Annotated in this window: 22 protein-coding genes and 1 riboswitch; of the genes, 11 read left to right on the top strand and 11 right to left on the bottom strand. The window is 37.8% G+C overall.

The features are described from left to right. Window positions 1–28: 28 nt before the first annotated feature. The 3 genes from ACFVSW_RS04325 to atpB are packed head-to-tail and all read right to left on the bottom strand — an operon-like array spanning window position 29 to window position 2,143. Window positions 29–994 (bottom strand): AtpZ/AtpI family protein, encoded by a 966-nt coding sequence (locus tag ACFVSW_RS04325; RefSeq protein WP_387312625.1) that lies wholly within the window; start codon window positions 992–994, stop codon window positions 29–31. Between the two features lie 3 nt (window positions 995–997). After that, the gene (locus ACFVSW_RS04320; RefSeq protein WP_387312622.1) at window positions 998–1,393 is read right to left on the bottom strand and encodes a F0F1 ATP synthase subunit B; all 396 of its coding nucleotides are present in this window, start codon (window positions 1,391–1,393) and stop codon (window positions 998–1,000) included. Between the two features lie 27 nt (window positions 1,394–1,420). Next, window positions 1,421–2,143, bottom strand: coding sequence for a F0F1 ATP synthase subunit A (atpB, locus tag ACFVSW_RS04315; RefSeq protein ID WP_387312619.1), 723 nt, complete (start codon window positions 2,141–2,143; stop codon window positions 1,421–1,423). A 355-nt stretch (window positions 2,144–2,498) separates the two neighbouring features. Between atpB and ACFVSW_RS04310 the strand changes: the two genes are divergently transcribed. Further along, entirely contained in the window at window positions 2,499–3,044 is a 546-nt protein-coding gene (locus ACFVSW_RS04310) for a hypothetical protein (RefSeq protein ID WP_387312616.1), read from the top strand. 53 nt (window positions 3,045–3,097) lie between these two features. On the opposite strand, the gene ACFVSW_RS04305 is transcribed toward ACFVSW_RS04310, so the two are convergent. From ACFVSW_RS04305 to ACFVSW_RS04280, 6 genes are all read right to left on the bottom strand, one after another. After that, window positions 3,098–3,409: a HesB/YadR/YfhF family protein gene (locus tag ACFVSW_RS04305; protein ID WP_387312613.1), complete on the bottom strand. Its 312-nt coding sequence runs from the start codon at window positions 3,407–3,409 to the stop codon at window positions 3,098–3,100. Between the two features lie 245 nt (window positions 3,410–3,654). Next, complete coding sequence (locus ACFVSW_RS04300) at window positions 3,655–3,840, bottom strand: hypothetical protein (protein WP_387312611.1); 186 nt, start codon at window positions 3,838–3,840, stop codon at window positions 3,655–3,657. 122 nt (window positions 3,841–3,962) lie between these two features. After that, window positions 3,963–5,315, bottom strand: a complete 1,353-nt coding sequence (locus tag ACFVSW_RS04295; RefSeq protein WP_387312610.1) for a hemolysin family protein — start codon at window positions 5,313–5,315, stop codon at window positions 3,963–3,965. Between the two features lie 243 nt (window positions 5,316–5,558). Continuing rightward, complete coding sequence (locus ACFVSW_RS04290; protein ID WP_387312608.1) at window positions 5,559–6,866, bottom strand: hemolysin family protein; 1,308 nt, start codon at window positions 6,864–6,866, stop codon at window positions 5,559–5,561. A gap of 343 nt (window positions 6,867–7,209) precedes the next feature. Then, on the bottom strand, window positions 7,210–7,770 hold the full coding sequence (locus ACFVSW_RS04285; RefSeq protein WP_387312605.1) for a GNAT family N-acetyltransferase: 561 nt from the start codon (window positions 7,768–7,770) through the stop codon (window positions 7,210–7,212). A gap of 118 nt (window positions 7,771–7,888) precedes the next feature. Further along, entirely contained in the window at window positions 7,889–9,028 is a 1,140-nt protein-coding gene (locus ACFVSW_RS04280; protein WP_387312603.1) for a histidine kinase N-terminal domain-containing protein, read from the bottom strand. A 208-nt stretch (window positions 9,029–9,236) separates the two neighbouring features. Next, window positions 9,237–9,343, top strand: a riboswitch (TPP riboswitch). Between the two features lie 119 nt (window positions 9,344–9,462). Here ACFVSW_RS04280 and thiT point away from each other — a divergent pair. From thiT to ACFVSW_RS04250, 6 genes are all read left to right on the top strand, one after another. Then, window positions 9,463–10,050, top strand: a complete 588-nt coding sequence (gene thiT / locus ACFVSW_RS04275; protein WP_387312600.1) for an energy-coupled thiamine transporter ThiT — start codon at window positions 9,463–9,465, stop codon at window positions 10,048–10,050. Between the two features lie 146 nt (window positions 10,051–10,196). Further along, window positions 10,197–10,421 (top strand): FeoA family protein, encoded by a 225-nt coding sequence (locus ACFVSW_RS04270; protein WP_024030721.1) that lies wholly within the window; start codon window positions 10,197–10,199, stop codon window positions 10,419–10,421. Continuing rightward, on the top strand, window positions 10,421–12,424 hold the full coding sequence (gene feoB, locus ACFVSW_RS04265; protein WP_387312597.1) for a ferrous iron transport protein B: 2,004 nt from the start codon (window positions 10,421–10,423) through the stop codon (window positions 12,422–12,424). Before ACFVSW_RS04270 ends, feoB begins: the two co-directional genes overlap by 1 nt. Before the next feature lie 91 nt (window positions 12,425–12,515). Then, entirely contained in the window at window positions 12,516–12,668 is a 153-nt protein-coding gene (locus ACFVSW_RS04260; RefSeq protein WP_387312594.1) for a FeoB-associated Cys-rich membrane protein, read from the top strand. Between the two features lie 119 nt (window positions 12,669–12,787). Continuing rightward, window positions 12,788–13,246, top strand: a complete 459-nt coding sequence (locus ACFVSW_RS04255; RefSeq protein WP_387312591.1) for a helix-turn-helix transcriptional regulator — start codon at window positions 12,788–12,790, stop codon at window positions 13,244–13,246. A gap of 135 nt (window positions 13,247–13,381) precedes the next feature. Next, entirely contained in the window at window positions 13,382–15,466 is a 2,085-nt protein-coding gene (locus ACFVSW_RS04250) for a transglycosylase domain-containing protein (protein ID WP_387312589.1), read from the top strand. 627 nt (window positions 15,467–16,093) lie between these two features. Here the strand turns inward: ACFVSW_RS04250 and ACFVSW_RS04245 are convergent. Further along, window positions 16,094–16,999, bottom strand: a complete 906-nt coding sequence (locus tag ACFVSW_RS04245) for a nuclease-related domain-containing protein (RefSeq protein WP_387312586.1) — start codon at window positions 16,997–16,999, stop codon at window positions 16,094–16,096. Window positions 17,000–17,246: 247 nt separating this feature from the next. Between ACFVSW_RS04245 and sigY the strand changes: the two genes are divergently transcribed. From sigY to fumC, 4 genes are all read left to right on the top strand, one after another. Further along, window positions 17,247–17,804, top strand: a complete 558-nt coding sequence (sigY, locus tag ACFVSW_RS04240; protein ID WP_387312584.1) for an RNA polymerase sigma factor SigY — start codon at window positions 17,247–17,249, stop codon at window positions 17,802–17,804. After that, window positions 17,758–18,102: a YxlC family protein gene (locus ACFVSW_RS04235; RefSeq protein WP_387312582.1), complete on the top strand. Its 345-nt coding sequence runs from the start codon at window positions 17,758–17,760 to the stop codon at window positions 18,100–18,102. Before sigY ends, ACFVSW_RS04235 begins: the two co-directional genes overlap by 47 nt. Further along, on the top strand, window positions 18,099–18,323 hold the full coding sequence (locus tag ACFVSW_RS04230; protein ID WP_387312580.1) for a sigma-Y antisigma factor component: 225 nt from the start codon (window positions 18,099–18,101) through the stop codon (window positions 18,321–18,323). Before ACFVSW_RS04235 ends, ACFVSW_RS04230 begins: the two co-directional genes overlap by 4 nt. Window positions 18,324–18,832: 509 nt before the next feature. After that, window positions 18,833–20,212 (top strand): class II fumarate hydratase, encoded by a 1,380-nt coding sequence (gene fumC / locus ACFVSW_RS04225; protein ID WP_387312577.1) that lies wholly within the window; start codon window positions 18,833–18,835, stop codon window positions 20,210–20,212. A gap of 84 nt (window positions 20,213–20,296) precedes the next feature. On the opposite strand, the gene ACFVSW_RS04220 is transcribed toward fumC, so the two are convergent. Beyond that, window positions 20,297–20,500 carry an alpha/beta-type small acid-soluble spore protein gene (locus ACFVSW_RS04220; protein WP_387312574.1) on the bottom strand — a complete coding sequence of 68 codons (204 nt, stop codon included), beginning with the start codon at window positions 20,498–20,500 and terminating at the stop codon, window positions 20,297–20,299. Window positions 20,501–20,618: the final 118 nt, after the last annotated feature.

Here is a 20,618-nt window from a genome sequence, read left to right as displayed (position 1 = left end):
GATCCTGTTTTAACTAAAAAACCTTCTCTCAGCTCTGAGAGGAGGTTTTTTTCTGTGGTTTAATATGAGTAACAAGTCCATCCAAATCGGTAATATAAAATTGTATTTCCGGAGCTGTTTTAAGAAAGTGCTCCTGTATTAGCAGATAATAATTCACTCTGCGAAGCGGGTCAAACTTTAAGATTGGATATTCCTTCCGCTCCTTGACATATTGGTCAACCGCTTTTTGAACGATATCCATCTCAATTGGAATATGTTTATCACTTTCTTCAAATAAATCATATGTTTCCTTTGACATATAGAATTTTTTAGCAGGAATCCCTCCAAGCATTGGTGCAAGCTGTTGATAGTCAATACTATTATCGTCCTGAACAAGAATCGTCCGGTAAACGCCCTTTGGTAAATTATCAGAAAACGTTCTGACGGCTTTCCGAACATCCTCAATCGTTACATCAATAACTGGGTAATTTCTGACCTCAATCTGTTCTAGATTGGCAGACTGTTCCCTGCCTTTCCGTTTTTGATTTGGAGATTTAAAATACCTTTTGACCATCGAATATACCGTCACACCGCCAATGCCAATCCCGGAAAAAGTACCAATCAGTGTTAAAGTGGGATAAATATCATACCGGGAATCCAATAGTGCCCCCGCCTTGTAACCAGCATACACACATAGAGCAATGGTAATACCGAATACCATATTTAAAGAAAGGGCTTTCATAAGAAAGGTTGAAAATTCGTTCCAATGTGCATCATTGTGAGTCCTTTCATTCTTAAAAAATTTCCTAACTTCTTTTTTCATTTCTTCAGAGACGTTATTTTCTGTGAAAAAAACCTCGAGATACTGTTGTTCTGATTTGTTTTCATTTTTTAATAGACAGACCGTTTTTTCAATCGAGCCTTTTGTGTAATGAACATAAATCCATTTTTCTTCAAAACCTAATTCAAGATTTTCGGTAACTCTGCCCAAGTATTTTGTAAACTTGTGCTTCATAAATTAAGCCCCCTTAAATTGGTCATTTTGAGAAAAGGACCGAGAACGTGAAAGGAATGCTTCGTCTTTTGCTTCTTTAAGGATTTGTTTAGCTTTGTCCTTGGCCTCTTGAAGAATCAGCTTCGCCTCATTTTCACAATGCTTCCTAATTTCTCGCGAATCTGTCCGTGCATGTTTAAGGATGGTTTCACTTGCTTTAAGGTTCTTTTCAGCCTCAAGCTTATATTTTTCCGTTAATTGGAGCTGATTTTCAATGTGCTGTCTTCTATTATCAAGTATATTCACCAGCTTTTTAAAAACTAACTTCTTTAATATAAAAACAAGAACCGTAAAAATAATAGCTTGGTAAATCATCGTACCAAATGAAATTGGGATACCAAATAAAGTAATATCACCCAAAACAATTCAACTCCATTCATTTCTATATTATGTTAAACGGTGAGCAATGTAAACCATTGTAAGTGTAACAAAGATATAAGCCTGAATTGCACCAATAAACACACAAAATGCCTGCCAGATCAACATTGGTATAGAAGCGAGGATAGCGGTTCCAAAACCATGGCTCACAGCACTTGCCAAAAGGGCCAGCATGACCTCGCCTGCATAAATATTTCCGAACAATCGAAGACCTAATGTTAATGTTGTGGCAAGTTGTTCGATAGCATTAATAGGAAATAGGGCTTTAAAGGGTTTAAAAAAACTCAGAAAAAAATGCTTGAAACCATGTAAGCGAATATCGAGGAAGTGTGTATAGACGATAATCATAATCGCGAGTGTCATGGTTACATGTGCATCAGCAGTAGGCGATTTCCACCAGGCAATAGAATACTCCTCTCCTGTAATAATCGAGAAGGGTACGCCCATAAGGTTTGCAATGAATAAATACATTAATAGAGAGACACCTGTTGATAAAATAAATAGATTGTTTGAAGCAATCATAGAAGAGTTCATGATATCCTTCACAAACTCCACAATCCACTCCATAAAGTTTTGCCGCTTTTTTGGTGCACTTGTTGTAGGATTTCTTGTAAATATGTAGGCAATGAGGAAAACGATGATAGCAGCAATGGTCGTTGTAATGATGACAGGTAAATCAAACGTTAAATTAAACCAAACAATTTGAGGTCTTGAGTGCGCTATGATGTCCAACCCCTTTCTGTTTAAGGTATGGAACCAATAATTGGAGGTAGAGGAGAGAGATTACTTGATCACATCTTCATTATATACAAAAACTTTCATTATTGTAAGATAGTTCACAATTTATTCCTAATTTTCTGAATAATAATGTTAGCATAGTTGGAACTATTGATAGCATTGTTTTGATAGTACTGATTATTATGTCAATAATAGCAATTTTTGAAAGATTATTATTATATTATCCTTTTAAAATTTTTGCCAAAGATTCGAAAAAAAAATAAATTTGAAACCTTTTAATACTTTAAACGTCTTATTAAATGTTGTAAAATAAACAAGGCATAAATTAAAGAAATAGGGGGAAACAAAAGTGAGAAAATTTTTACTATTTTTATCCGCATTAACTATGGCAGTCGGTCTGACGGCATGCTCAAGTAATGATGATGCGAAAACGGATAAGAAAGATACACCAAAAGAAACAGCAAAAGAAACAGAAGCACCTAAAGTTGATGTTAAGAAAGAATTAGTTAAGTTCTATATGGAGCTTGGAAATAAAATCAACGAAAAAGATGCTGATTTGAACGCTTATGAAAAGAAGGCATCGAAGCCTGATGCAAAGCCTGAAGAATTACCGACAGCTGAAGAAAAGGCAGCAGCTAGTGAATCAGCCGCTGCAGTAGCATCAGCACTTAATGCTATTCAAATTCCAGCTGGACTAAAGGACCAGCAGGCTGATCTGGAAGCAACTGTTAATGAATATGCTGCTTCTTATCAAGCGAAAGCAGATGAATTGAAAAAAGACACACCTAATCTTGAAGCGGCGGATGCAACCTTTGCACAAGCTGAAGAAAAATTGGGGAAAGTTTTTGAAAGCGCAAAATTATTACCGCCAAGCTTAGGTAAGCAAGTAAACTAATTATCATAAAAACAAGCCAGATGAATTTCATCTGGCTTGTTTTTTATCGTATTTTAATGGATTTTGATGCCTGCCTCTTCTTTGTAAGTAACATGTAGTTCATCCAGGAGGCCGTTGACAGATAAGTATGTTTCCGTATCTTCAAAAAACCAAACATCATTATCTTCAACAAAGAAGGTAATCCCATTTATCACTTTAATAATTCCTGCATTTGTAGGATTCTCTGCCGAAAAAGCGAGGCTGTAGCCTTTATGCTTCTCGCCAAATCCGGCATATTGCGGAAACATTCGAATGCTGAACGGTTTATTGATTTCGAATTCTTTTGAAAACCATAAGGTAGCCTTTTCATCAAAAGATATTAACATATTTAACACCAACCTTTTCCTAGTTGATTGTAATTCATAAAGATAGAAATGGATTCTAAGGTTCAACATTTCTTTCTAGTAAAAGCTTAATTCTTTTTTCGAATTTTGCCTGTGATAAAATTCACGGTACTACTGGAATATAGAAGAATTTAAAATATGTTCATTTTTCCGTTTTGAATGCAAACAGCAAAAAAGATCAGATTTGTCACAATCTGATCTTTTCTTTTGAGTAAAATTGCAATCCCTTACAATTTGCTAAATAGTGCTTTGATGCCTAGGTAAAGCAAGACAAAGGAAAAGACTAAAATTGCAAGTGCTCCGACAACGTGAAAAAATGATGTCATGCCAGCTAGAAATGAAATTACAGGCATATGAATAAGGGCAAAACCAGCTAAGATACAAACGAAAAATAAATTTGCTAAACGATCCATTTCTCATCCCTCCTTACAAGCAGGATATGCTTATAAAGGGCTTGTTGATTGGACGAATCTTCAATAAAAGTAGTTTTAAGCAAAAAAAAGACCGTTATCGTTTACACGGTCTTTCACAAAACTTATGATAGCACTTCTGATTTTGACAGGGCGATTTGCTGGATATCGGTTCCACCACTTGCGGCATTTTTGGTTACTTCTATATATTTTATATGATGCTCTTCCATATCGAGGATTTTAAAGGAATACGTTTCATGATGGATGATGTCACCTTCTTTAGCTTCATAATTCTCAGTGAGAATCCAGCCGCCAATGGTATCAACGTCTTCGTCATTAATTTCAAGACCCAATAAATCATTTACCTCGCTGACTAAGACCTTCGAGTCAATAATATAATGGTTTTCCTTCATTTTACGAACCTCTGGCACTTCATCCATATCAAATTCGTCACGAATCTCGCCAACAATTTCTTCAAGGATATCTTCTACGGTAACAAGCCCTGATGTACCGCCATATTCATCCATCAATATTGCCATGTGCATTCTTTCTTTTTGCATTTTTACCAGCAAATCATGGATGGGAATGGTTTCTATTACTCTAATAATCGGACGGGTGTAATTTTCCAAGTTTCTTGTTGAAAGGTTTTCCTTTCCAATTAAATCAGTCATAATTTCCTTTATATTGATAAGCCCTATAATATGGTCCTTATCACCATCAATGATGGGATACCTTGTGAACTTTTCTTCACGTAAAACCTGAAGAAAGGTTTCTAATGAATCATCCTTGGATAATGAAACAATTTCCGTTCTTGGAACCATGATTTCTTTAGCAATGCGGTTATCAAATTCAAAAATTTTATTTACATACTTAAACTCCGATTGGTTAATTTCACCGCTTTTATAGCTTTCAGACAGGATAATACGAAGCTCTTCCTCTGTATGAGCAATTTCATTTTCGGACACTGGCTTTAAGCCAAAAATGCCGGAAATGACCCGCGCTGATCCATTCAGAACCCAAATAAAGGGGTACATGAGCTTATAAAAAAAGATAAGCGGGCGGGAGACAGTCATGGTAATCCATTCAGCCTTTTGAATGGCTAGTGTTTTGGGTGCAAGTTCCCCGACTACAACGTGTAAAAACGTGATGGCTGCAAATGCAATTCCAACTGATAATAGGTGGGTTGCACTCTCAGGTATGTTCATCTTTACAAAAAGTGGTGCAAGCAACCCTTTTATCGTCTTTTCTCCAATCCACCCAAGACCAAGAGCCGTTATTGTGATACCTAACTGACAGGCAGACAGATATTCATCTAAATTTGTGATAACCTTTTTGACCGAAACAGCCTTCGAATTTCCTTCCTCAATTAACTGATCAATTCTGGAGCTTCTAATTTTAACAATCGCAAATTCTGAAGCAACAAAAAAGGCAGTTAAAGCTATTAAAATGGCTATTAAAACCAAATTAAATATGTCCAAATAAGTTCCCTTATCCCGTTTCTACACGAGAAAGGAGTCACCTCCCAATATTATACAAAACTTATTTTCTTCTAATCTCGTCTAATGGAAAGTATAAATTATCAATAATTATATAGAATTTAAACCATACAGTCAAACTTCCTTATTAGTGTAAGAGTTGATAACAACATTTTATGGAGAAAATTCGTAAATATGAACAGAAAAATAAAAATATTACAAAAAATATTCAACAAAAAACGTCTCCTATATCGGAGACGCAGTTGCCTTAAATACCTCGATATACAAAATATGATGCCCTTCAATTTCCTCAATTTTAAAAATGAATCCTTCTTTTTCGATGGATTCTCCTTTATGTACATCAAACTTCTGCGTTAAGAACCAGCCGCCAATCGTATCGACATCATTCTCTTCAAGAGTTGTTCCTAACAGGTCGTTAACTTCACTTATTAAGACCTTTCCATCTAAGATAAAGTGACCATCACCGATTTTTTGAATTAAAGGAAGTTCATCCAGGTCGAATTCATCACGAATTTCACCAACTATTTCTTCGAGAATATCTTCGACAGTCACAATTCCTGCCGTACCGCCATATTCATCTGATAAAACAGCCATGTGAGAACGGTTTTTTTGCAGCTTCACCAATAGTTGTTGAATAGGAATAGTCTCAATTACATGAATGACGGGCTTTAAATAATACAGTAGCGGTTCCTCGCCATTACACTTTTGCTGAATACAATCGGTTAAAATTTCCTTAATATTAACGATCCCTAAAATCGTATCCTTGTCACCATCAATAACGGGATAGCGGGTATACCTTTCTTCCTTCACCATTTCGATGATTTCTTCAAGGGCGGCCTCCTTTGGCAGTGTAATGACTTCTGTTCGCGGAACCATGATTTCCTTAGCAATGCGGTCATCAAATTCAAATATCCTATTCATATAGCTGTATTCTGAATGATTGATTTCTCCGCTTTCATAGCTTTGCGAGAGAATCATCCGCAGTTCTTCCTCAGAAAGTACCATATCTTGTTCAGAAACGGGTTTTATTCCGAACAGACCTGTGATCAAGCGGGCCGACCGATTAAGCACCCAAATAAACGGATACATAAGTTTATAAAATAATATCATCGGCGGCGCGAACAGCAGGATTATTTCTTCAGCCTTTTGAATTGCAAACGTTTTCGGGGCTAATTCACCAATAACTACATTGAAAAAGGTGATTATTGCAAAAGCTAATATAAACGAGAAAACCTGATTTATTGACATCGGTAACTGAATCCATTGCAAAAGAGGGTTTAAAAGCTCACGGACTGTGGACTCACCGCGCCATCCTAATAGTAAAGAAGTAATTGTAATGCCTACTTGTGTAGCTGATAAGTATCCATCCATATTGGAAATGACTTTTTTTGCAGACTCGGCTTGTTTGTTTCCTTCTGACAGTAATTGGTCTATTCTCGTTGTACGCACTCTTACAATTGCAAATTCTGATGCTACAAAAAATGCAGTAAACGCTATTAGGAGCGCTATTATGACAATGTTTATCCAAATCATTGGTTCCCTCACAATAGTAAGGTATGCCACCTCACTTACCAAACTAATATGGCGGTCTACGCGCTATCTACCATGGAAATAAATTCAGAGAACCATCCCTGCCAATAAAGGCGGTGTGAGCAGAGCTAGGATTCACTTCGTTCATTGCCAAAAAATATATATTACCTGCTAAACTTGTCTAGACTAATTCGCTAGTGCGACGCTCCGCCCCTTTTCAAATTTAACTCTTTGTCTCATTATTACCTTTCATTTCAAATTCTAATTGCGAGTTGAATAAATTTATTAATTCAATAAAATAGTCAAGTACAAAAAAAGCCGCCAAATGGCAGCTTTAAGGATTAACTTATCTTTGATGGGCAGGCGCTCCACTCCATTCACGAGCCAGCATGCTGTAAATGATCAGATTATGAAAGCGGCCGTTTAATTGTTCTCCATCTCTAATAATTCCTTCTTTAACGAACCTAAGTCTATCGGGAATCGCCTGGCTTTTCTTGTTTTTAACCCCGCAGCGAATTTCAATCCGGTTTAATCCTAATTGAAAAAAAGCGTAGTTTAACAAGGTTTGAACAGCACGGGTGATTATACCGTGTCCTTCCGCCTTTTTAGCAAGGTAATAGCCAATGCTTGCCGTGCTGTTATACCAATCCATTTGATGTAATCCAATTGATCCAACAAGTTCCCCCTTGTAAATAATCCCAACATTAATGGCAGTATTCTCGGCAAATTGAGTAAGCCAAACCGGTATAATGGATTCGAAATGATAAAGGGCATTCATACTGTCAACCCATGGCATCCATTCCCGTAAATGTTCGCGATTTTCTTCAACAAGCTGATATAGTTGTAATGCGTGTTGTCGTTCAAACAATTGAAGCTCAATTTCATGGTCAACTTTTAATGTAAACATAGGCAAAGCTCCCGAAAAAAATTTTAGTACATCATATGCCAAAAAAACTTTTTCGGAAGGTGTATATTGAAAAAAATCCCAGCTCCGAAATAAGCAGGGATTTTCTATACTAGTTTATTCATGTAATTTTGGGGGAAGCGGCAAGAGGGAGAGTAAGCGAAAAGGTGGTTTTCTCTGGTTTGGAATCGCAAAACATCTCCCCTTTATGTTTTTCAATAATTTCTTTACAGACAAATAACCCAAGACCAGTGCCAAGCTTTTTTGTCGTAAAAAATGGCTCAAATATGGTTTTCTGCAATTCTGCCGGAATTATTGGTCCATTATTAGAAATATCGATTGTGATGTTCTGAGGATCTTTTAAATAGCTGAAAATATCTATCGTTGGATTCTCATGCACATGATGATTAAGAACATCAATGGCATTAAAAATGATATTAATAAAGACCTGTCTAATTTCGTCAGCATAACCATGCAGTGTAATATCTTCATTTAAATCCTTGTTTATTTTAACTTTACCGTCAAGAATACTCGGGTAGAGAAAGTTTAATACTTCATCAATTAGCTGATTCATCTTGAATTCCGCTTTTTCTTTACCGATTAATTCTTTTTTCGATAAAAGCAGGAACTGAGAGATGCGAAAATTTAGTTGGTCTAATTCACTTGAAATAATCTCCAAATACTTCATATTTGGATAATCTGCTTTCAGTAATTGAATAAATCCCTGAATAGATGTAAGCGGGTTCCTAAATTCATGAATGAAACTGGACGTCATTTGTCCAAGAAGTGTTAACCGATCCTGATGGGTCGAGTCGATGAATAAGGTTTTTTCTTCAATGATTTTGTTTTTTGCCTCTGTATAATGAGAAACGGCAAAATAAAGAAATTTATCGAAGCAAAAATTAATTCTATTCATCGATTCCTGAAGATCGGGCCAAGAAATACCCGTTTTACTTAAATAGCTATATAAAATCGTTCTGCCCAAATTAACATTATAAACAAAGTCGCCAATGTTAATATTAGCCATTACTCTTTCTTGTGAAATTTTTTTCGCTAGACTTTCAAGCGTCACTAAAATTTCCTCGTCCGTCATCTCATGCATAGTTAATACAACGTTAAGAAGTGCTATAGCATTTTTACGAATTTCCCCTAAAAAAGGGTCCCCTTTAGAGATAACACTTGAATTATCCCATTCTCGTAATAATTTTTCTTTATTTTTAGCAAAAAAGGCAATTAAATCGGTTTGTTTATCTGTAAACATATTAACCCCCTCTGTAGAAACTTTCTTACAAAGATAATTCGCTTATTCTGAGTAAAACCCTTTATTAATTGAAAGAAAAAAAATTTCCCAATATCAGTCTTGATAAATCTTAATTGGGAAATAAAATCATACGTTTTTAACATGGATGTAATATTTTCCTTGTCAAAGCGTTTATTCAATAGTATATTCGATTATGGAATCAATTGAATATTTCCACAGGGGGGGCTGCTTTATGCGGCTGAGAGTGAACGTTCGAGTTCTGACCCTATGAACCTGTTAGTTAACACTAGCGTAGGGATGTGGTTTGCCGGATCGTTAAGCAATGCAGACAATTCCTTATGTCTCATTGCTTTTTTTTCGTTTAAATTTAGGGCGCCATCTTGTTTAAGGAAGATATCAAACGAATCCAAAACGTTTAATAGGGGGAAACAGGAGTGAACAAAAAGAGAAGTAACACACTATTTATTACGGAAATTGCTGTTTTTACCGCACTTGCCTACTTACTTGATCTGTTATCAGGTTTCTTAATGGTAAGATTTTGGCCGCAGGGTGGATCCATTTCTATTGCTATGGTCCCAATTTTCCTCATGGCCTATCGCTGGGGAATAAAGGGTGGCCTACTAACAGGCTTCTTACTAGGTCTATTACAATTTATCCTAGGTTTTGCCCAAATTTATACCATTGTTCAAGGTATTATCGATTATTTTATTGCTTTTACAGTAGTGGGCTTAGCAGGCGTTTTTGTTGGTCAAATTCAAAAAGCCCTTGCTGAAGGTAATAAAGGGAAATGGATGATATTCACAATAATTGGCGCCTTTTTTGGAAGTTTTCTCCGTTATCTATGTCATGTTGTTTCTGGGATCGTTTTCTTCGGTGAATATGCACCTAAGGACCAGCCGGTAACAACCTACTCGCTCATATATAATGGAACCTATATGCTCCCAAGCTTCGTTATCAGTGCGATTATCATCATTCTTGTGATCGGTGCAATGCCAAAGAAAAGTTTTTTACAAGAACATTAAAATGGAGTGAAAAAGAAAGGCAAACTGCTTTTCTTTTTTTTTCGAACATTTGTCACAAAATTAGTATGCCCTTTCCCTAAAAAAGTGTTAAAATGTCAATATAGAAAGATAATCATTCTCAATTAACCTAGATAAGGGTGATATACATGTTTGGATCGTTAAAAGCAGGAGATAAGGGAAAGATTATTGACATTTCTCATGTCGGTCACCTGGTACAAAGACGTTTACTTGATTTAGGGATAACAGAAGGCTCAGAAGTGTGCGTGAAATGTGTCATGCCATTTGGCGGTCCAATTATGATTGAATCATGCGGACAATGTGTCGGTATCCGCCGCAAAGAGGCAGTTCAGATTGAAGTGGAGAGAATATAATGGAAATCGCTCTTATCGGAAACCCTAATACCGGGAAAACATCATTGTTTAATAATCTAACAGGTTCCTATGAGTATGTCGGTAACTGGAGTGGTGTAACCGTTGAAAAGAAAGTCGGCGTTTTCAAAAATAATATTGGTCATTTAATAGATTTGCCAGGTGTATATACCCTTAATCCATTGTCAAAGGATGAAGGGGTGGTCACTTCCTTTTTCTTGAATGAATCGGTTGACCGCCTGTTAAATATATTGGATGCTTCACAATTAGAACGAAATCTACATTTGACCCTGCAATTACTTGAATTTGAAAAGCCAGCTCTTATTGGTCTAAATATGATAGATGTCGCCAATAAGCGCGGGATTCATATAGACGCATCTAAGTTATCGGAAGTTCTTGGTGTACCAGTCGTTCCAGTCGTAGCAAGAAGTGGAAAAGGCTGCGATAAACTAGTAGATGTCATCGCAACAAAATCAATTCAGCCAACGAAAAAGAACCTCGTTTATTATGGAAAAGAGGTTGAGGAAGCAATCACGGCATTGACCGTTGAAATAATCGGAAAAACCAATCATTCTGCACGTTTTCTGGCGATTCAGTATTTTGAAGGAAATGAATATGTTCAGGAATATGTAAATAGTATTGCAGATTCCGAAAAATTGAAGACCATTAGTGCAAATTTGGAAATTAAATTACAGGAGCTATATGATAGTAAATCATTAGCAAACCTCATCTATTTAAAAAGAAAAGAAGTCATTGAGGGTATCGTGGCAGATGTAGCTAGAAAAAGTAATTCGGATATTCCACTGTCGGAAAAAATTGACAGTATTGTTACGAATCGTTTCTTAGGGATGCCGATTTTCTTATTGCTCATGTATTTTATGTTCATGCTGACATTTGATTGGCTGGGAACGCCCTTATCTGATGCTCTTGATGCCCTTTTCACTGGACCGGTTACAGTCGGATTCGAGAAGGTGCTAACAGCCATAAATGCTTCGGAGTTTATTCATGCTTTAATAATTAATGGATTGGTCGCAGGTGTTGGCGGTGTTCTCGTGTTTGTACCGCAAATTTTTATTCTGTTCTTCTTTATTTCGTTATTAGAAGATTCCGGGTACATGGCCAGGGTTGCCTTGGTTATGGACCGAATTATGGAATCAGTCGGATTGAATGGGAAGGCCTTTATCCCGATGATGATTGGCTTCGGCTGTAATGTTCCTGGAATCATGGCGGCACGAACGATTGAAACACCAAGGGAACGGTTATTAACCATTTTACTTACGCCATTAATGTCCTGTTCGGCCCGTTTACCCGTATATGCTTTATTTGTGGGTGCCTTTTTTGCCGGTAATAAGGCATTTGTTGTTCTAAGCCTTTATGTCCTTGGAATTGTTGTGGCCTTAATCTTGGCTAAAATCTTTTCTTCAACAATTTTAAAATCAGAAACTTCCTTATTTGTGATTGAATTGCCGCCGTATCGTCTACCTCAATTCCAATCACTATGGAGAAGCACTTGGGATAAAGGAAAAGGCTTCGTAAGAAAGGCTGGAACCTTTATTTTCGCTGGTTCGGTCTTTATCTGGCTGTTATCATATGCAGGTCCCAATGGATTAAACGTGGATATGGATCACAGCTATTTAGCTGCAATTGGAAATGCGATTGCGCCAATTTTTGCGCCGCTTGGCTTTTCTACATGGCAGGCATCCGCGTCATTAATCACAGGATTCCTAGCCAAAGAAGCGATTATTTCGACGATGAATATTATCTATTTTGTACCGAATGATGCCAGTTTGCAGGGCTTATTAGCAGATTATTATACCCCGCTTGCGGCTTATAGTTTCATGGTATTCATTTTGTTGTATATTCCGTGCTTAGCAACTGTAGCAACCATTTATAAAGAAACAGCATCGAAAAAGTGGACAGCTTTTTCGATGATCTATGCCTTCGCAATTGCCTATGTTTTATCCTTAATCATTTATCAAGGCGGCAAATTGTTCGGATGGGTTTAATTCTAAGAAAAGCCGCTGAGGTGCAAGAGCTGAACAAATTTGAAAGTCCCAAATTGTATACTTTCTTATCTATTAAAAAGAGGTGGAGCAAATGATTGCCAGTGTTTTGATAGGTGTAGCTATCTTTGGATACGCGATTTGGCATTTTGTGAAATTCATAAATAAATCTAAAAAAGGAAAATGTGCCGCCTGTGAGTTGAAAAACTCCTGTTCAAGCCAGTGCAGTATTCCGCCAAAAGTGTAATAAAAGTCTCGTAAAAAACTGCTATCTTAAGACGATAGCAGTTTTTTATTCTTATGATTTGAATGATGAATGGGATTTGTGTAAAATTACACTAGAAGCTATTGAAGGAAGGGCTTAATGTGACCAGGGAAGAAATTATCATGCAGGTTTCTGAAAAGCTTCGGTTAATCCGGACTGAAGCAGGTTATACCCAGGATAAAATGGCAGATATTATTGGTATTTCAAAGAAAACGCTTGTGCAAATTGAGAAGGGAAGAGTTCTTGCCAATTGGTCTACTGTTGTTGCCATTTGCGCACTTTTTCGTGAAACAGAAACAGTACAATTTTTATTTGGGAACGAGCCCTTGGAAGTATTGGAGACAGTCGCCAGAGAAGGTATTGATTATCGCAGAATGAAAACAATGGGCGGCCGGTTATGGTGGAAAGCGATATCAAAGAAAAACGGATTTATCCTTCAGCAAAATATTCTCAGCAAACATTTTCGAATATTAGACGCGGGGAATTATCGAATCTACAGCAGTTTCGATGAAAAAATGACAAAGCAGCGCTTTAAAGAATTGACTAAAAGTGAAGAATAGAGGAAACAGAAAAGACGGGTTTCAGACCTGTCTTTTTTTGTTAATCGATTATTTTCTAGTAAACAGTCATAAATTCCAAACATTCATCGAAAAGTATACCTGTTATAGAGAATACAGACAAAGGATGTCATCGATTTGGTATTTAAAGATAGATTACGTGGCATTTTCAAAAATTGGAGAAAGTGGCATTTACTTCAGGTGATTGTGTTAGCTGCCTTGATTATGATTCTAAGTTTTTTTGGACTTCTTTATTATTTTTCCAAGGATGCTGACATATCAGAACTGAAAAATGAACTTCCACAGCCAACGGTTTTTTATGATATTAATGGGAAAGTAGCAAGTAAAGTATCGGCCAATAAAAATGAAGGGGTTCCAATCACGGAAATCCCGAATTCCATGACAAATGCTATTGTTGCCATTGAGGACCACCGTTTTTATCAACATAGCGGTGTTGATTTAATCGGTACGTCCAGGGCTCTTTTCCGCGACCTAAAAGCTGGCGCGATGGTTGAGGGCGGCAGTACCATCACACAGCAATTAACGAAAAATACGATCCTCACTTCGGAAAAAACAGTAAAAAGAAAAATGGAAGAAGTATTTTTAGCATTGGCAGTTGAACGAGAATATTCGAAACAGGAAATCCTGCAGATGTATTTAAACCAAATATATTTTGGCAACGGTGCCTATGGAATTAAACAAGCTGCCAGTAAATATTTTGCAAAAGAGGTTAAGGACCTTTCGATTAGTGAATCCGCCTTACTAGCTGGTCTAATTAATGCTCCCTCTGCCCTAAATCCATACGAAAATATGGAAAAGGCAACGGAAAGGCGAAATCTTGTGCTCGCAAGAATGCAGGAGCAAGGCTATATCACAAATCAGCAGGCTGAAACGGCAAAACATGAAAAGGTGGTTCTTGATGATAAGGGCGGAGACCCGTTCCGCGGTAAATTTCCTTATTATGTCGACCAAGTTTTGGATGAGGCGATAAAACAGTACGGCTTCACTCAAGATGAATTGTTGACAGGCGGGTATCAGATTTATACCGAACTTGATCCGGCGATGCAAACGGCGATGGAAAACACATATCAAAATGACGCCTTATTTCCACAAGGCAAGGACCGGCTTGTCCAAAGCGGCGGCGTCTTAGTGGACCCGAAAACAGGTGGTATCAGGGCTCTTGTCGGCGGCAGAGGAGATCATACGTTTAGAGGTTATAACCGCGCATCGCAGTTAGAGGCACAACCTGGATCTTCCTTCAAGCCATTGGTAGTTTATACCCCGGCCCTTGAAGAAGGCTGGAAAATCACGGACATGTTAAAGGATGAACAGATGAAGTTCGGCACTTATGAACCGAGCAATTATAATCATCAATATGAAGGCGAAGTACCAATGTATGAGGCGGTTAAGGAATCAAAAAACGTGTCGGCTGTCTGGCTGTTAAATGAATTAGGAATCGAAAAGGGATTAGATGCGGTTAACCGCTTTGGCATTACCTTGGATAAGGGTGACCGTAATTTAGCTATCGCCCTCGGCGGTTTGCATAAAGGCGTTTCTCCAATCGAGATGGCTGAAGCCTTTTCTGTTTTTCCAAATAACGGGGTTCTTATTAATGCGCATGTGATTAAAAAGATTGTTAATGTTAAAGGCGATGTAGTTGCTGAGTCGAAGACCAAGGAGGAGCGCGTGACGACAAAAGCGGTCAGCGACAATATGACAACAATGCTGCTGGGCGTCGTTGAACAAGGGACTGGAAAAGCAGCACAAATCCCAGGCCGGGAAACGGCGGGTAAAACAGGCTCCACCCAGGTTCCGATTCAAGGAATCAACGGGCTGAAGGATCAATGGTTTGTTGGGTATACACCACAGCTAGTGGGTGCCATCTGGGTTGGTTATGATAAAACCGATGCCGACCACTATATCACTCCAACGAGCGGCACAGGTTCTGCTGTTATCTTCAGTGAAGTGATGAAGGAAGCACTAAAAGGCTATCCAAACGAAAGCTTTAATGTGCCGCACATTTCCTCGTTAATTGAAAAGCGGAAAAAGGAAGAAGAAGAAAAGAATCTTGATAATTTTCAAAAGAAATTCAATAACGAGGTCCAAAAGTGGGAAGAAAAATGGAATAAACAAAAGGAAAAGTGGGATAAGAAGGAGAAGGACAAAGGTAAGGGAAAGGGCAAAGGAAAGGATAAAGGAAAAGATAAAGGAAAAGAGCATTAATTCAGGGAGGTACGAAGAAATTCGTGCCTTTTTCTGCTTAGACTAGTGCTTGATGAAAATGGTATTAGGTTAAAGGAGAGAGGATCTACTTCAACGTTTGGCAGAAAAAAGAGGGTTAAAGTTGAAGTAGAGAGGGTCTACTTCAACGTTTGGCAGAAAAAAGAGGGTTAAAGTTGAAGTAGAGAGGGTCTACTTCAACGTTTGGTTGAAAAAAGAGGGTTAAAGTTAAAGTAGAGAGGATCTACTTCAACGTTTGGCAGAAAAAAGAGGGTTAAAGTTGAAGTAGAGAGGGTCTACTTCAACGTTTGGTTGAAAAAAGAGGGTTAAAGTTGAAGTAGAGAGGGTCTACTTCAACGTTTGGCAGAAAAAAGAGGGTTAAAGTTGAAGTAGAGAGGATCTACTTCAACGTTTGGCAGAAAAAAGAGGGTTAAAGTTGAAGTAGAGAGGGTCTACTTCAACTTAAAAGTGAAAATAGAGGAAAAAAGTGCAAGTAGAGAGTTTCTATTTACACTTTTACCTAAGAAATGACTACCGCTATTGAAGAGGAGAGGGTCTGCAACAGAACCGCAAATAAAGCCATCTCCATATCGAAATTTTGAATTATTCCATATTAAGTAAAAGGAAAAATTACTCAAAGTGTAGCCACCGGCCTGTTCCTGTCGTTTTAAAATTTTGATGCAAAATTCTTCTAATCACATTTACCGAAACAATCCCCCCACACCAATCCTGAACCAAACTCGTAGTAATCTTCCGATCCGGAAAAAGAAGCTTTAGTTCCTTCACACTGCGCAGCACAGCAGAATCAACATCCTCCTCGCATCCGCAATTATCACAAACGATTTTCCCCCCGGAAATGGAAATCACAAAAGATTGGCACAAAGAACAAATGATACGCTTCCTGAGTCTCTCATATTCGTAATGGGGAACACGAGGATAAGGCGATTCAACTATATGCATAGAAACTAAAAGATCTGCCAGCTTCGTATGCTTGCCATTCAGCTTTCCCGACCACGAATTTAATTTTTTCATGAGTGTATTTAGCTGTGTAGGATAAATAATAGGCTCATTTTTGGGAGCTTGATAAAGTGTAAACTCGGGGTTAATAAACACTACCCACGATACAACGGGTAGGTAGTAACCATGTTTTTGAAGCAATTGGCGGAATAAGGTTTCACATCGTTTTAGTTGGTCTAGCGGATTCTTTAATAGCTTTCCAGTCTTCATGGATTTGAAATCACCATTATCATAATAATGATCGCCTTCATGGTTTTTTACATCAAAAAGGAATAATTTCTCCTGAATAATTAAAGTGTCGATTTGGAACTTCGAATTATTTAACTCAAGCAGCAAATCATTTAGAATCAAACATTCACTCTTAATCTTCTCCGTTAAGGAATCAAACATTACTTCTCCTTCATAGCCCTTTTTCAGATTCAAATAATTCCATTTTTCTTCTTCGGTCAAATCCGATCGTGCATCCAAACTTCTTAAAATTATTATTTCTTCACGTTCCGTTCGAGGTTTGTAAGCCATACAGCACTTCCTCTCTCATAATTTTCACATCCATGTTAATTCTACAAAAAGATACCAATTAACTGGAATGAATATATGAACATTTACTGACAAAACTTGGTGAAAGACAATGCCCGAAAATTTTATCTTAAACAAGCAGAGTTTTGCAGGTAAAATAAATTTTAAGATGAACAAAATATTGAGCTGGTCGTCTAATAAATAAATATAAAAAATAAGGATGATGGTTGAAAGAGAGGATTATTGTCGAATGGATGCATTGATAAAAAATGCAAAAGAAGGGGATCATTTAGCATTCGCCATGTTGTTTAAAGAAAATTATCCATTACTTGTAAAATATTTGATGAAAATTACAATGAATCCTGATACAGCTGAAGAATTGGCACAGGAAACGATGGCGAAATGTATACAAAAAATACATCTTTATAATGGTCAAAGTAAATTTTCCACCTGGCTGGTTTCGATTGCGACAAATACATACATTGACCAATGCAGAAAGAAAAAGCGAGAGAAAAACTGGCAGGCACAAGAGGAAGTATACCGTAAATTGAAGTGGCATTTCGAAAGTAGAAATGAAGAATGGAATGATGCGTTGGAGGCACTGGCGCGATTACCGGAGGATGTCAGGATTCCAATCATTTTGAAACACTATTATGGATATTCCTACGAAGAAATTGGCGATTGGATGAAAATATCTTCGGGAACGGTTAAATCAAGGGTGCATAATGGAATAAAGTCAGTAAGAAGGGAGCTGAAATTAAGTGAAGAAACAGAAGGTCATCATACTGGGCAACGAACAACTAGATAAACAGGACTCAGCTGCTATTCACGAACTGCAAGAGGGGTTACATCATCTAGATCAATTCCCTGTCTATACTCCAGACCTTTCATGGTTTGAACAAAGGGTGGCAGCAGAGAAGCAGCAAATCCGAAAAAAGCTCATCAGGGATTTATCGATATTTTTAATCATCGCATTGATTATTTTAACAGGAATAATTGTATCCCTATTTCAGATGCCAGTCGTGTTTATGTTTCTGCAATTATTTACCACTATCTTTATTGTGTTTTATACAGGGGCACGTTTCCTTAAGAAGGTGAGTGGATGAAGGTCGATTATTCACCAACTTTAATCATCATTGTTGCTGCCATTTTATTAATGCAGAGCATCTATTTATTTTTGGATGCACGGAAACGTAGTCATAACTATTGGTTTTGGGGGATTGTTGGACTTATCCAAGCACCAATGCCAACGCTATTTTACCTGATTTTTATTAGAAAAATTTTTCATAAAAAAGCGGGGAATATAAATGATAATCGTGACCACTGATTGCATCCCTGGCAAAATGTTCACAAAAAATTCACTCCTTAGTCACTAAAGTGTAATTTCTATCACTTATTAGCCCTTCCTATTATGATACCTTGAAAATGTTTAAGTAAAAAAATCAAAATGGGGTGGGATGGTTATGGGTGAGTATTCAATTGTACTATTAATCGGCAGTTTTTTAATCCTTTCTTATTATATCGGATATACAATTTATAAAGCATAGGCTGCAGACAAATGTCTGCAGTTTTTTATTTGGCTGTGTTAAAAGTGAATGTTGATCTCCGTTCCAGGCGCTTCGCTTTCCGCGGGGCGGGCGGTAAGCCTCCTCGGCGCTAAAGCGCCTGCGGGGTCTCACCTGTCCCGCTGCTCCCGCAGGAGTCTCGCGCCTGAAACGAAGAGCAACTTTGTGCTCAAAATCAACAATGTTCTTTAACACAGCCTTTTATTTTAATAAAACGAGTATGATTGGGTATATATATTGAAGTAGCATGAATTTGTGAGGTGGAATGCACATGGAGAATTTTAGAATTGAAAAGGATACACTGGGTGAAGTTCGTGTCCCCGCAGATAAATATTGGGGAGCGCAAACACAGCGGAGTAAGGAAAACTTTAAAATTGGCACCGAAAAAATGCCTTTGGAACTCATTTATGGCTTAGCTTTAATTAAAAAATCAGCAGCAATAGTGAATCAACAATTGGGTAAGCTAAGTGAATTAAAAATGGAGGCAATAAAAAAAGTATCTGATGAAATATTAAATGGAAACTTCGATGAACAATTTCCGTTATCTGTCTGGCAAACTGGAAGTGGCACGCAGTCCAATATGAACGTCAATGAGGTGATTGCGAACCGTGCCAACGAATGGTTGAAGGAACAAGGCAGTGCTGAAAAAATCCACCCGAATGATGATGTCAATATGTCGCAAAGCTCCAACGATACCTTTCCAACAGCCATGCATATTGCGGCCTTTATAAAAGTAACGGAATCGCTGCTTCCAGCAATTCAAGAGTTAAAACAGACACTCCTTGAAAAAGAAAAGGCTTTTTCTACTATTGTAAAAATAGGAAGAACGCATTTACAGGATGCTACGCCATTAACTCTCGGCCAAGAAATAAGCGGCTGGCGGGCAATGCTGGAAAAGAATGAAAGAATGATTTCGGAAGCTAGCAGCTATCTGCTGGATTTGGCAATAGGAGGTACGGCAGTTGGGACAGGAATCAATGCTGACCCTCAGTTTGGAGAAAAGGTTTCTGCGAAGCTTTCTACGCTGACAGGACATCCATTCCGGTCTGCAGAAAATAAATTTCACGCCTTAACAAGTCATGATGAAATTGTTTACGTCCATGGTTCCATCAAAGCATTAGCAGCAGATTTAATGAAAATCGCCAATGATGTCCGCTGGCTCGCAAGCGGGCCGCGCAGCGGGATTGGCGAGCTAACCATCCCAGCCAATGAGCCAGGGAGCTCCATCATGCCTGGAAAAGTAAATCCAACACAAAGTGAAGCGTTAACGATGGTGGTGTGCCAAGTTTTTGGCAATGATGCGACAATTGGTGTTGCGGCAAGCCAGGGGAATTTTGAATTAAATGTGTTTAAACCGGTGATTATTCATAATTTAATCCAATCCATAAGGCTTCTTTCTGATGGAATGAGGTCATTTAATAAAAATTGTGTCGTGGGAATAGAAGCTAACGAAAAAAAAATCAAGGAACATGTAGAACAGTCTTTAATGCTAGTGACAGCGTTAAATCCTCATATAGGCTATGAAAAAGCGGCACAAATAGCCAAATTGGCCTTTAAAGAAAACAGCACATTAAAAGAAGCGGCCATTAAAACCGGTTTTGTCTCAGCGGAACAATTTGACCAATGGATTAAACCTGAAAATATGGTTTAAAGTACCGCAAATGAAAGCCCCCTCCGGTGTGGGAGGGGGCTAAGCCATATTATTAATTTATTGTATAAATGGGTTTACTAAAAATTAGTGTTTGAAGCCGCCAAGTTGAGATTCTGCCATTTGAACAAGACGCTTCGTAATTTCTCCTCCGACAGAACCATTGGCACGTGAAGTCGTATCTGCACCAAGATTTACACCAAACTCTGAAGCAATTTCATACTTCATTTGATCAAGTGCTTGTTGAACGCCTGGTACTACAAGTTGATTAGAGCTGTTGTTAGCTGCCATAGTTGAATAACACTCCTCTTAATAAATTTGGGGTCAGTATGGAATTGAACCATAATTTTGCCGCCTGGGCCTAACCCATATTATTATTGTTCCTTTTAGTAAATGGTTGGATGATCCG

Origin of the sequence: Neobacillus sp. NPDC058068 (assembly GCF_042885335.1) — a bacterium.
GTDB lineage: Bacteria > Bacillota > Bacilli > Bacillales > Cytobacillaceae > Neobacillus.
Note: the sequence above shows the minus strand (reverse complement) of the source record. Positions and strands in the feature narration are given on the sequence as shown.